The organism is Empedobacter sp. UBA5987, assembly GCF_002429865.1.
GTDB classification, from domain to species: domain Bacteria; phylum Bacteroidota; class Bacteroidia; order Flavobacteriales; family Weeksellaceae; genus Empedobacter; species Empedobacter falsenii_B.
This window is the reverse complement of the sequence record NZ_DJBB01000020.1, coordinates 14,656-27,254: the sequence shown is the minus strand read 5'-3', so window position 1 is coordinate 27,254 and position 12,599 is coordinate 14,656. Positions and strand designations below refer to the sequence as shown.

Below are 12,599 nucleotides of genomic sequence, written 5' to 3'. Positions count from 1 at the left end.
TCCGAAACTGCAAAAGATTTTATTAGAATAACGAAAATTTAAGCTAAAAATTTTACTCGAAATTTAATCACTTTTTTTGAATCAAATAATAGTTTCTTTGGATACGATCGTTATAATTTTTTTGATTTTTTGAAGAATGATTCAAATCGACCACACCAATTTTTTTGATTGAATAATTATTGAAATGATCCGCAAAAAAAGTAGAATCTGACGGACTTGCTAACATTCCAAATTTCTCTTCTTTCGGAAAGATAGTTTTCTTTCCATCGTTAATTGCAGGAATTGAAGTCCCATAATCCAACACTATTTCAGGAACAAAACTTTGCCATTCGTATGTTTTGATTTGATTTTGTTGTTCTAATTTTTTCAGATTTTTAGCAGAAGAATACAATTCTTCGGAAAAAGTTAATTTGGAAAGTGGAAATCCAAACGCAACAACTGAGCACATCAATAAAATAGTTGAGTAAAATATCTGTTCGAATGATTTTATCTTTAATCCTTTAAAAATTGAGATTCCTAAAATTAATCCTACGACAGCAAAAGGAATCGACCAAACCAAAAATTCTGACAAACGATCTTTTGTATAAATAAAAACACCAACTGAAATTGCGATTCCTATTATTCCGTATAAACCAAACGCAAAATTGGTAAAATATCGTTCAGTTTTATTTGATAAATTTTTGAATTCTAATCGTAAATATTCGATATAAAAGCCAATATTCATCGCTAAAGGAATTAAAACTGGTAATAAATATCTTGATTTTTTTTCTGGAATTACAGATAATAAAACCACCGATAAAATCGTCCATAACCAAGCAAATTGATAGGCTTTTTTGTTTGCAACTTTATTCTTTAGATAGGGATAAATCAAACTTACCAAAGCCGGAATTGTCCATAAACCAGATTGCGTAAAGAAACTCCAATAATAATAAATTGGGCGAGTATTATAGCTATGCCAATTGTTCACTTCCTTTTGAGAAGCCGCTAAAAAATGTTCTGGATCAAAATATTTCACATACATCATCCATGCAAATCCTACAACACAACATAATATTATCGTTAAAATTGTAATTCCTAAATTTCTTCCTAATTTGTATCTATAAACAATAAAATAGGCAATTAAAAAAGGTAAAAATAACGCATACAACGAAACTGGACCTTTGCTCATTATCGAACAAGCCAACAAGAAAAATGCAGCAATAAAATTGAATAAATTAAATTTTGATGATTGAAATTCTTTCACCAAAAACAATATTGCTCCCATCACAAAACTATGCGTGTACATGTCCCAATTGTTATCTCTCCCTGAGAAAAACACGTAAAATGAAGTGATTAAAACCAATGAAGAATTAACAACTTGTTGTTTTGTTAAATCGAAATGCTTTAATGTTTTATAGAACCAAACGACTAATAAAATGGTAATTAGAACAACTGGAATGCGTAGCCAAAAAAAGTTTTCGAAACCAAAAAAACTTCCAAAAACAGCTGTAATCCAAGTTGGTAAAGGTGGCTTTTCATAACGAGGCAAACCGTTAAGCGTGGTAAAAATCCAATTTCCATCGTGTACCATTTCTCGCGCCGAAATAATGTTTCGAGCCTCCATAATGTTGGTTTGTAAAACGCCAAGATTAACAAACAACATCAAAATTGTTACGATGATTAAAAATAAAACTGAATTTTGCTTAATCCACTGAACCATTTTTCTCTTTTCGTTTGATTAATATATTTCGAGCATAAACGATAAATCCCATAAAATGACCAACAAATAAAACGGGATCTTTTCGAATAATCGCGTAAATTAAAATCAACAATGATCCTGTTAAACTAATGGCCCAAAATCCCATTGGTAATTGCGATTCGTGTTTTCGTTCGGAATAAATCCATTGATAGACGAAACGAAATGTAAAAAGTACCTGAGATACGACTCCTAAAGATAAAAGCCACATCGGAATTTTATCGTTTTTGAATAATAAATCTACATCAAAAATTCCGTTATTGAAACCATATAAAACAATAAATGCAGGAAAAATATACAAAAAAATACGTACTATTTTCGGAAATTCTTTCCAATGATTTTGAAGTTGAATATTTCTGATATAGATATAGTACGTCAATGTTTGTCCCAACATAATTGAAAAATCATGACGCAAATAACCATATAAAAATAGCAAAACAGAGGCAAACAAGCTAACTTCCCAAAATAATTTTGGTGTAAGAACTTTCTTGTTCTTTTCGGAAACAATCCATTGTAAAATAAGGCGACTCGAAAAAAGTGCTTGCGCAAGAAATCCAATACTGATGATAACCCAATTTGGCATTATGCTTCTTCTTGAATTTTATAATTGATATATTTTTTCTTCATCCAAACAAATGCAAAACAATCCATTAAAGGACCTAATAAACGGTTCCATAGATTGAATTTTGATTCGCCTGCGATACGTGGAAAATGTTTGACAGGAACTTGAGTAACCGTTCCGTTTTGTAATAAAATCATAGCTGGTAAAAATCGGTGCAATCCTTTGAACATCGGAATTTTTTTCGCTTTTTCAGCATCTATAACTTTTAATGGACAGCCCGTATCATCCATTCCATCATTGGTAAATGCTCTACGAATAGAATTAGCAATTTTAGATGACATATTTTTCACGAAAGAATCTTTGCGATCTGCACGAACACCAGTCACCAAATCAAATTGATCTGCTAACGCTAATAATTTATTGAAATCTTCAGGATCTGTCTGCAAATCGGCATCGATATAACCAACCCATTTAGATTTCACTGTGTCAAAACCAGCTTTTATAGCAGCAGACAAACCATAGTTTTTGTCAAAAGAAATATAATGAAAAGCTTGATTTCTACTACAAATCTCTTTCATAAGAGCCAAACTTTTGTCTTTAGAACCATCATTAATCAATAAAATTTCAGTCCGTTTTATTGACTTTGACAGATATTGATTCATTGTTTCTTCCAATCTTATCAAGTTATCTTCCTCATTATAAATTGGGATGATAATTGTAAACTCTGTTGACATTTTTAAATTATTTCAGAGGACAAAGCTATGAAATAATCAAACGAAATTAAAATATTTTTGTTGAAGCTAATTTATTTCATATCAAATCGAAACGAACTTTGTTTGATGATAAAAAACAGTTTTTTTTTAAACCAATAATTTATCCATTTCTTGAACAAGAATACCCTTATCTTCATTATTAATCAAGACTACAGCATTTCCTATTCCATAAGGTTTATAACGCTCTAAGAAGCTTTGATCTTTAAACAAACCAATTGTTTTTGTAGGCGCTGCACAACTCAAATGCATCATACCAGAATCGGCTGCAATCACAAATTCGCAACTTTTCATCACAGCTGCAATTTCTCTCACATCTTTACTGTAATAAGTAGGCAATCTATGATTTAGCATCGAAATATTTTCGACAGGTAAAATTTCAATTAGATTATATTCTTGCGAATATTTTGGATAAAATAAATTATAAAATTCTATCCACCATTCCTCATCATAACATTTTACACCTGTTGCATACGTAAAAAACGCCAACGTTCTCTTTGAAGGATCTTGAATCAATTCATTTAACATTTCTACTCCTTTCAAAGATTCTTTCTCTGTTAGCTGAATATTTAGAGTTGGAATATCTAAATTCCCTTCTTTATTTTTAAATAATTCTATGAATTTTCTAAACAGATAAACTGGATATTGCGCTTGATGAATATGAATTTCTTGATTCGAATTCATTTCAAATTCATTTCCAAAAATTTTATACTTAGAATTCGCAAAAGAAGTTGAAAGTCGTCCTGAAGATGAATTTTTATCAACATTAATGACTAAATCGTAATTCTTTTTTTTGATTTTTAGCCAAACTTTAGCGTATTGAATCAATTCTTTGAAAGGTTTTTTAGGTAATTCAATAATTTGATCAACTTGAGGATAGTTCTCAAAAATAATCGGAGCAACCTTACCTTTTACAAATAAGTCAATTTTAACACCAGGATTATATCGGATAATTTCCTGAATCAAAGGTGTAATCAATAGAATATTTCCTAAACGCTGATTGGGTCTGTTTATCAGTACTCTATTAAGTTCAAGAGGTTTTTCTTTGTCTATCTTTGGCAAATTACCATCACCTATTCCTCCTGTTAATCGACGCATAATTGTACGACGAAAATGATTGACTGATTTTTTAAAATTCATTAAAAAGTGCTCGTTAAAAAAATACCTTTATTGTATTCTTATTTTTCCACGAAACTATGTAAACTATTGGTAATTACGAAATATTTTTTTCATAAAAAAAGATCTCTTATCGAGATCTTTAAATTATTTTGTTTTCGTAGGACGAACTTCTATTTTACTTGGCAAAACATTTGGATTCATTTTCAATAAATCAACTACCATTTGTCCTAAATCTTCGGGCTGAATTTTCCATCCATCCTCCGAATTTGGCACATGATCATTAAAGTTTGAAGTCACAGAACCAGGCATAATCGTTGTACATTTGATATCATAATTTCTCAAATCTAACATCGCTGCTTGGGTAAAACCGACAACGCCAAATTTCGAAGCATTGTAACCCGCTCCATTCGCAAAGAAATTTGTTCCCGCCAAAGAAGCAATCGAAATATAATATCCTTTCGAAACTTTTAGTGCTTCAACAGACGCTTTTATTGTATGAAAAACTCCTGTCAGGTTAGTATCAATCATCGCATTCCAATCTTCTAAAGAAAGTTCATCAACTGGCGCAAATTTTCCTAAACCAGCATTTGCAATCACAATATCCAAACGTCCAAACGCAGAAATAATTTGCTCAATTGCATTTTGTTCATCTTCGAAATGTCTCACATCCGACTGAATAGCCAATACATTTTGATTTCCTAAATAATGACGAGCTTTTTCAACATCATCAATGTTTCGTCCAGAAATTGCCACTTTCAAACCATTTTCTACCAATGATTTTGCAATTCCTAATCCAATTCCTTTTGTTCCCCCCGTTATATAAGCTACTTTACCTTCTATATTTTGCATAATTATTTTAGTTTTATTTTTGGTTCAGCCAATTCCATTTACCATCTTTTCGGTAAATAAATCCGCCTTCTTTTGCGTTATCTTGATGCACATAAATCGCATCATAATCTAAAGTTACGATTTCATTTTTAGAAACTCCATTTAAATTTCGTTTCACTCCATCTTTATAATTCGAATAAAGTGGCGTTCCTTTTGGAATCATCATCAACGTTCCGAAATCATAATTTGTAATTTTGAACGGATCTTTTGCTCCTCCCAAACCATAAATTTGACTTCCTTTTTTCATATTATTCACAATAAATAAACGGATATTTCCTTTTGTATCAATCATTCTATATAAATAATCCACCACACCGTCACCAAAAAAGTCGCCTTTAATTGCGAAGCATTTGTAAGCTGTTGCTAAATAAAATTCGCTAAAAGCTGGGTGCGTAGAAATTTCTGTTTCGAATTGATTGACAAAATTTTGTTGTGTGATTAAATAACCACTAAACGCATACAAATCGCCTTGAGCAGAAGAATCATTAACTCCTTCATCCAAAATTAATTTAGACGAGCTAACATCTAATTTCACCCAGTTTCCACTTTTTGCTTTCCCATTATCTTTAATTGCAAACGCTTCACCTTTTTCTGAAATTTTAACAGGATATCCATACGGAATTTTACCAATTCGTTTTCCATTCGGACTTGTTCTAACTGTCAATCCTTCTTGCGCTATAACTTGATAAATTTCTTGTGAAAACACAATAGAACTCATCATCAAAATGAATCCAACAACTATTTTTTTCATGATGTAAAATTAAAAAGCTTCAAGTAATCTTGAAGCTTTTATATGAACTATTTTAAATTAAAATTTACTTAAAATTAGGTTTTCTTTTCTCAACAAAAGCAGTTGTTCCTTCTTTGAAATCTTCTTCATCAAATAAATTTCCGAAACTTTCAATTTCAACCTCAAAACCATTGTCTTTATCCGATGCATTAATCGCTCTAATCGCATGGCGAATCGCTACAGAAGAATTTCTAGAGATTTTAGTCGCAATTTCTTTAGCACGGTTGATTAATTCAGCTTGCTCAACAACTTCATTCACTAAACCAATTTCATGCGCGCGTTCAGCTGTAAACATATCTGCTGTCATAATTGCCTGCATTGCACGACCTTTTCCAATTAATTTTGGCAAACGTTGCGTTCCTCCATAACCCGGAATCAAACCTAATGTAACCTCTGGTAATCCTAATTTTGCATTAGTTGATGCTATACGAAAATGAGACGCCATCGCTAATTCTAAACCACCTCCTAAAGCGAAACCATTCACTGCGGCGATTACAGGTTTTTTAGAATTTTCAATTTTATCAAAAACATTTTCTTGCCCTTTTGCAGCTAATTGCTCACCTTGACGACCATCAAAACTTGCAAACTCTTTGATATCCGCTCCGGCAACAAAAGATTTTTCACCAGAACCAGTCAAAATAATTACTCGAATAGCAGAATCAGAATCCGCATCCGTAAAAAAGTTTGAAATATCATTTAATAAATCTTTGTTCAATGCATTTAATGCTTGCGGACGATTTAAAGTAACTAACGCAATTTTATTTTCTACTTCAACAATCAGATTGTTATAATTATATTCCATTTTGTTTGTGTTTTTATTATTCACTCAAAAATATCAATTGTTCACTCAACTAAAAAATTTATCAAAAAATAATTTGTACAATTCAAAATCCTTTCTAAATTTGTCCCAATGAAAACATTATTTACAAATAACTGGTGGTGGAATATCGAACAACAAAACGTTGGTTCGTAAGACCTCTTTGCAGTTATATGTAGAAAAGGCTTGTCGTAACCGACAAGCCTTTTTTTGTGCTCTAAACCTAAATATTTAACAAATGAATTTAACTTTTAAGATACAGAAAGAAACTGTTTTAGCAGATTTAACGACTCCTGTTCAGCTTTATTTGAAACTGCGAGATATTTATCCGAATGCCTTATTATTAGAGAGTTCTGACTATCATTCGAAGACAGATGCTAACTCTTTTATTTGCCTAAATCCGATCGCGACTTTTAAGGTTACAAACGGAATTGTGAATGAAACGTATGTAAATGGAGAAACAAAAGAATATGCATTGAATGGTCAAGAATTGACAGAAAAATTCAAAGAATTTACTTCTAAATTTGCTATTGAAAATGGAGAAGATTTACCTGTAAATGGTTTATTCGGATACATTGCGTGGGATGCGATTCCACATTTCGAAACAGTAAAATTTTCGGCAAAAGGAAACGAAGCTACGATTCCAGAATTTTCATATTCGTTCTATCAAAATATTGTGGTCTTCAATCATTTTCACAACGAAATTCAGTTTATCGAATATCAAAATGAAGAAACAATTTCTAAATTTTCTGAAATTAAAAGTGTTGTTCATAATAAATCAATTGTTGAATATCGATTTAATGTCGAATCTGAAATTCAATCGAATTTAACGGATGATGAATTCAAAGAAATGGTCACAAAATGTAAACAATCTTGTTTTCGTGGAGATGTTTTTCAGATTGTTCCTTCTCGTCAATTCAAACAAAAATTTTCGGGTGATGAATTCAATGTTTACCGCATTTTACGTTCGGTAAATCCTTCGCCTTATTTGTTTTATTTCGATTACGGAAATTATAAAATCTTCGGTTCTTCGCCAGAGGCGCAAATTATCATCAATAATAATCATGCAGAAATTCATCCAATTGCAGGAACAGTTCGTAGAACAGGAAGTCCAACTTTGGATAAAGAATTAACCGAAAAATTAATCGCAGATCCTAAAGAAAACGAGGAACATGTGATGTTAGTTGATTTAGCTCGTAACGATTTGAGTCAAAATTCTACTGATGTAAAAGTCGCGCAATACAAAGAAATTCAATATTTCTCGCATGTGATTCACATGGTTTCGAAAGTAACTGCACAATTGGATCCGAGTGTGAATACAATGAAAGTTTTTGCCGATTCTTTTCCTGCAGGAACGCTTTCTGGCGCACCAAAATTCAAAGCAATGGAATTATTAGACGGTTACGAAAATCAAAATCGTGGCGTTTATGGTGGTGGAATTGGCTATTTAGGATTTAACGGAGATATCAATATGGCGATTGCGATTCGTACGTTCGTCAGCAAACAAAATACCTTATATTTTCAGGCTGGTGCTGGAGTTGTTTCCAAATCAGTTGAAGAAAATGAATTACAAGAAGTCAATCATAAATTAGGAGCGCTTCGTCGCTCAATAGAAATCGCTCAAAACCTATAAACTATGAAAATTTTAGTTATCGATAATTACGATTCGTTCACCTATAATTTAGTGCATTCGCTGAAGAAATTCGCCGATGATATTACCGTTGTTCGCAATGATGGAATCGCTTTGGAAGATGTAAATAATTATGATAAAATATTACTTTCTCCTGGTCCAGGAATCCCTGATGAAGCAAATTTATTAAAACCAATCATCGAAAAATATGCACCTACAAAATCTATTTTTGGAGTTTGTTTAGGTCAACAAGCAATCGGAGAAGTTTTTGGAGGGAAATTATTAAATACGCAAGAAGTTTTTCACGGAGTTGAATCAACAATTGAAGTGATAAAAGACGAAGTTTTATTCCATAATTTACCGAAGAAATTAGAAGTTGGTCGTTATCATTCTTGGGTAGTTTCGAACGAAGATTTTCCTGAAGAATTAGAAATTACAGCAGTTGGTCCAAAAGGAGAAATCATGGCTTTGCGTCATAAAATCTATGATGTTCGTGGTGTTCAATTTCATCCAGAATCTATTTTGACGCCACTTGGAGATGAGATAATTAAGAATTGGTTAGAAGCTTAAAACAATGAAAAAATTATTAAATTTATTATTCGAAAATTATACCTTGAGCGAAGATGAAGCGTATCAAATTATGGTGGAAATTTCGGAAGAAAAATATTCAGCCGTCGAATTAGCTTCTTTTGTGACCATTTTTAATATGCGCAACATTACGTTGGAGGAATTAAAAGGTTATCGTCGAGCGTTGTTAGATTTATGCATCAAAGTAGATTTACCAAAACAAGCGATTGATGTTGTTGGAACGGGCGGTGATGGAAAAGATACTTTTAATATTTCAACATTGAGTTGTTTTGTTTTGGCTGGAGCTGGTGAGAAAATTATCAAACAAGGAAATTACGGAGCGTCATCTGTGAGTGGTTCTTCGAATATGTTGGATAATTTTGGTTACGAATTTTCTGTTAATCAAGATAAATTGAAACGTGAGTTCGACGAAGTTGGAATTACATTTTTACATGCGCCACTTTTTCATCCAGCTTTAGCGAAAGTTGCTCCGATTAGAAAAGGTTTAGCGGTGAAAACATTTTTCAATTTGATGGGACCTTTGGTGAATCCTGTTCAACCAGAATTCCAAAATTTAGGAACCTATGATGTCAAAACTGCCCGATTATATCATTATGTGATGCAAAATTCGGGTGTGAAATATTCGATTTCAACTGCCTTGGCTGGTTATGATGAAATTTCGTTGACATCTCCTACAAAAGTGTACAATAATTCGGGTGAACTTGTTTTAGAAAGTAAAGATTTTGGTTTAAGTATTCTTCAACCTGATGAGATAAAAGGTGGAAAATCAATCGAAGAAAATTCGAAAATATTTTTAAGTGTTTTAGAAGGAAATTCAACTCAAGCACAAAAAGAAGTTGTTTTAGCAAACGCAGCTTTAGCGCTTAAAACAATTTATCCAACCAAAGATTTAATCGAATGTGTAGCGATTGCGAACGAAAGTTTAGACAGTAAAAATGCCTTGAATGTATTCCAAAAATTAATGAAACCATGAAAACGATATTAGACGAAATTGTCTCACAAAAACGTATTGAAATTTTAGAAAAACAAAAAACTCAATCAATCGAAAGTTTTAGAAATTCGGAAAATTTCTTGCTTCCTGTAAAATCTGCGAAAGCTTCAATTTTAGATAAATCAAAATCTGGAATTATTGCAGAATTTAAACGTAAATCTCCTTCAAAAGGTTTTATCAACAAAGATGCAAACGTAAAAGAAGTCGTTTCGGGTTACGAAAAATATGGTGCTTCTGTGGTTTCTGTTTTGACAGATGAACAATTTTTTGGTGGAAGTTTTGATGATTTTCAACAAGCAAAAGAAGTTTTGAATATTCCAGTTTTGCGCAAAGATTTTATTGTTGATGAATTTCAAGTCTACGAAACGAAAGCGATTGGTGCAGATTTGATGTTGTTGATTGCAGAATGTTTGACGAAAGATGAAGTGTATCATTTAGCGAAAACAGCAAAAGAAATTGGTTTGGAAGTTTTATTAGAATTGCATTCAGAAGATCAATTGGAAAAAGTAAATGAATTCATCGATTTGATTGGAATTAACAATCGTAATTTGAAAAATTTTGAAGTTGATATTGAAAAATCAAAACAAATTTTAAAACAATTACCAACCGATTTAATTAAAGTTGCGGAAAGTGGAATTTCTCATCCTAAAACAGTAAAAGAACTAAGACAAGCTGGATTTCAGGCATTTTTGATTGGTGAAAATTTTATGAAAGCTGAATATCCTAGTTTAGCATTTGAACAATTTGTAAAAGAATCAAAATGAAACGTTTTCAAGTAAAAGTTTGTGGAAACAATAACATCGAAAATTTCAAAGAAATTTCAGCAATCGAACCTGATTATGTTGGCTTTATTTTCTATCCAAAATCAAAACGATTTGTAGAAGATGAATCTATTTTTGAAATTTTTCCGAATGCAGAAAAAGTTGGCGTTTTCGTGAATGAATCAATTGAAAATATTCTTGAAAAAGTTGAACAATATAAATTAGATGTTGTGCAATTACATGGTGATGAAACAGCAGACTTTTGTGAAGAATTAATCAATCAAAAACATCAACGATTATTAACTGATGAAAATTTTTTAGACTTTAAAATTTGGAAAGCTGTTGGTATAAAATCAATTGAAGATTTTCAACAATTAACCACTTATCAACAAGTTGTTGATAGTTTTGTTTTCGATACAAAATCAAGTGATTATGGCGGAACTGGAAAGAAATTTGATTGGCAATTATTAACAAACTATCAGTTATCAACACCCTTTTTATTAAGTGGCGGAATAACATTGGAAGATGCATTTATCTTGAAAAATTTTCAACATCCGAGATGTATTGGATTTGATATCAATAGTGGTTTTGAGTCAGCACCAGGAATTAAAAAAACTGACGAAGTAAAACAGTTTATCGATACAATTGATGGACGAATTGAACAAAATTAAAAAAGAAACAAAATGAAATACGAAGTTGACGAAAGAGGTTTTTATGGTGAGTTTGGAGGAGCATTTATTCCAGAATTATTACATCATAATTGTGAAGAATTATCAGAAGCTTTAGCAAAATATGCCGATACAGACGAATTCAAAAACGAATTTAATTTGTTATTAAAAGATTACGTTGGTCGACCAAGTCCATTGTATTTTGCACCAAATCTTTCAAAAAAATATAACACCAATATTCTTTTAAAACGAGAAGATTTGAATCATACAGGAGCGCATAAAATCAACAATGCAATTGGTCAGGCACTTTTGGCAAAACGAATGGGTAAAACCAAAATTATTGCCGAAACTGGCGCTGGACAACATGGTGTTGCTACTGCAACAGTTTGTGCATTGATGGGATTAGAATGTATCGTTTTTATGGGAGAAATTGACATTGCTCGTCAAGCACCAAATGTTGCGCGAATGAAAATGTTAGGCGCAGAAGTTATTCCAGCAACATCAGGTAGTAAAACTTTGAAAGATGCAACAAATGAAGCAATTCGTTATTGGATCAATAATCCTGAAACTTTTTACATCATTGGTTCTGTCGTTGGACCTCATCCTTATCCAGCAATGGTAACCAAATTCCAAGCGATTATTTCGGAAGAAATTAAAGCGCAAATGAAAGAGAAATATGGAAAAGAAAATCCTGATTACGTGATTGCTTGTGTTGGTGGCGGAAGTAATGCTGCAGGAGCTTTTTATCATTTCTTAGATGATGATTCTGTTAAATTAATCGCGGTTGAAGCTGCTGGTTTAGGTGTTGAATCTGGAGAAACTGCTGCTACAACGATCAAAGGAACGGAAGGAATTATTCACGGAAGCCGAACGTTATTGATGCAAGATAAAGATGGACAAATTGTTGAACCTTATTCAATTTCGGCTGGATTAGACTATCCTGGTGTTGGTCCTTTGCATGCGCATTTGTTCAAAACGGGACGTGCTGAATTCTTAAATGCAACAGATGATGAAGCCTTGGAAGCAGCTTTTATGTTGACAAAAGAGGAAGGAATCATTCCTGCATTAGAATCTTCTCACGCTTTAGCTGCTTTAGAAAAAATTAATTTTAAACCGCAAGACATTGTGATTCTGAATCTTTCAGGAAGAGGAGATAAAGATTTAGAAACATATATGAAAGTTTCCGAAAAATATTCTTAAAAATATTTGGTTAATTTTCAAAAATCACCTTACATTTGCACCCACGATAATGAAATCTATCGGGGTGTAGCGTAGCCCGG

The 12,599-nt window shown here is 32.1% G+C and carries 13 protein-coding genes; 6 read left to right on the top strand and 7 right to left on the bottom strand.

The features are described 5' to 3' along the window. Positions 1 to 67: 67 nt before the first annotated feature. The 7 genes from B3J26_RS03750 to B3J26_RS03720 form a co-directional block, all read right to left on the bottom strand. A complete protein-coding gene (locus B3J26_RS03750) occupies positions 68 to 1,699 on the bottom strand; it encodes an ArnT family glycosyltransferase (protein WP_291073326.1) in 1,632 nt (543 codons plus the stop codon). Further along, entirely contained in the window at positions 1,683 to 2,318 is a 636-nt protein-coding gene (locus B3J26_RS03745) for a lipid-A-disaccharide synthase N-terminal domain-containing protein (protein ID WP_291073323.1), read from the bottom strand. Before B3J26_RS03745 ends, B3J26_RS03750 begins: the two co-directional genes overlap by 17 nt. Further along, positions 2,318 to 3,031 (bottom strand): glycosyltransferase family 2 protein, encoded by a 714-nt coding sequence (locus tag B3J26_RS03740; RefSeq protein ID WP_291073322.1) that lies wholly within the window; start codon positions 3,029 to 3,031, stop codon positions 2,318 to 2,320. The genes B3J26_RS03745 and B3J26_RS03740 overlap by 1 nt, the downstream gene beginning before the upstream one ends. Positions 3,032 to 3,157: 126 nt before the next feature. Beyond that, positions 3,158 to 4,207, bottom strand: coding sequence for a glycosyltransferase family 9 protein (locus tag B3J26_RS03735; RefSeq protein WP_291073320.1), 1,050 nt, complete (start codon positions 4,205 to 4,207; stop codon positions 3,158 to 3,160). Between the two features lie 123 nt (positions 4,208 to 4,330). Then, the gene (locus tag B3J26_RS03730) at positions 4,331 to 5,035 is read right to left on the bottom strand and encodes an SDR family oxidoreductase (protein ID WP_038330800.1); all 705 of its coding nucleotides are present in this window, start codon (positions 5,033 to 5,035) and stop codon (positions 4,331 to 4,333) included. Between the two features lie 13 nt (positions 5,036 to 5,048). Then, complete coding sequence (locus B3J26_RS03725) at positions 5,049 to 5,825, bottom strand: hypothetical protein (RefSeq protein WP_125349992.1); 777 nt, start codon at positions 5,823 to 5,825, stop codon at positions 5,049 to 5,051. A 64-nt stretch (positions 5,826 to 5,889) separates the two neighbouring features. Further along, on the bottom strand, positions 5,890 to 6,666 hold the full coding sequence (locus B3J26_RS03720) for an enoyl-CoA hydratase/isomerase family protein (protein ID WP_291067885.1): 777 nt from the start codon (positions 6,664 to 6,666) through the stop codon (positions 5,890 to 5,892). Positions 6,667 to 6,919: 253 nt separating this feature from the next. Here B3J26_RS03720 and B3J26_RS03715 point away from each other — a divergent pair, with 253 nt between their 5' ends. Genes B3J26_RS03715 through trpB form a run of 6 tightly spaced genes read left to right on the top strand, consistent with a single transcriptional unit; the run spans position 6,920 to position 12,519 of the window. Next, positions 6,920 to 8,314: an anthranilate synthase component I family protein gene (locus B3J26_RS03715; RefSeq protein ID WP_291067886.1), complete on the top strand. Its 1,395-nt coding sequence runs from the start codon at positions 6,920 to 6,922 to the stop codon at positions 8,312 to 8,314. Between the two features lie 3 nt (positions 8,315 to 8,317). Continuing rightward, positions 8,318 to 8,881, top strand: coding sequence for an anthranilate synthase component II (locus B3J26_RS03710; RefSeq protein ID WP_291073319.1), 564 nt, complete (start codon positions 8,318 to 8,320; stop codon positions 8,879 to 8,881). A 4-nt stretch (positions 8,882 to 8,885) separates the two neighbouring features. Beyond that, entirely contained in the window at positions 8,886 to 9,872 is a 987-nt protein-coding gene (gene trpD, locus B3J26_RS03705; RefSeq protein WP_291073318.1) for an anthranilate phosphoribosyltransferase, read from the top strand. Continuing rightward, positions 9,869 to 10,654 (top strand): indole-3-glycerol phosphate synthase TrpC, encoded by a 786-nt coding sequence (trpC, locus tag B3J26_RS03700; RefSeq protein WP_291073316.1) that lies wholly within the window; start codon positions 9,869 to 9,871, stop codon positions 10,652 to 10,654. Before trpD ends, trpC begins: the two co-directional genes overlap by 4 nt. Then, on the top strand, positions 10,651 to 11,322 hold the full coding sequence (locus B3J26_RS03695) for a phosphoribosylanthranilate isomerase (RefSeq protein WP_291073314.1): 672 nt from the start codon (positions 10,651 to 10,653) through the stop codon (positions 11,320 to 11,322). Before trpC ends, B3J26_RS03695 begins: the two co-directional genes overlap by 4 nt. 12 nt (positions 11,323 to 11,334) lie before the next feature. Beyond that, positions 11,335 to 12,519 (top strand): tryptophan synthase subunit beta, encoded by a 1,185-nt coding sequence (trpB, locus tag B3J26_RS03690; protein ID WP_291073313.1) that lies wholly within the window; start codon positions 11,335 to 11,337, stop codon positions 12,517 to 12,519. Positions 12,520 to 12,599: the final 80 nt, after the last annotated feature.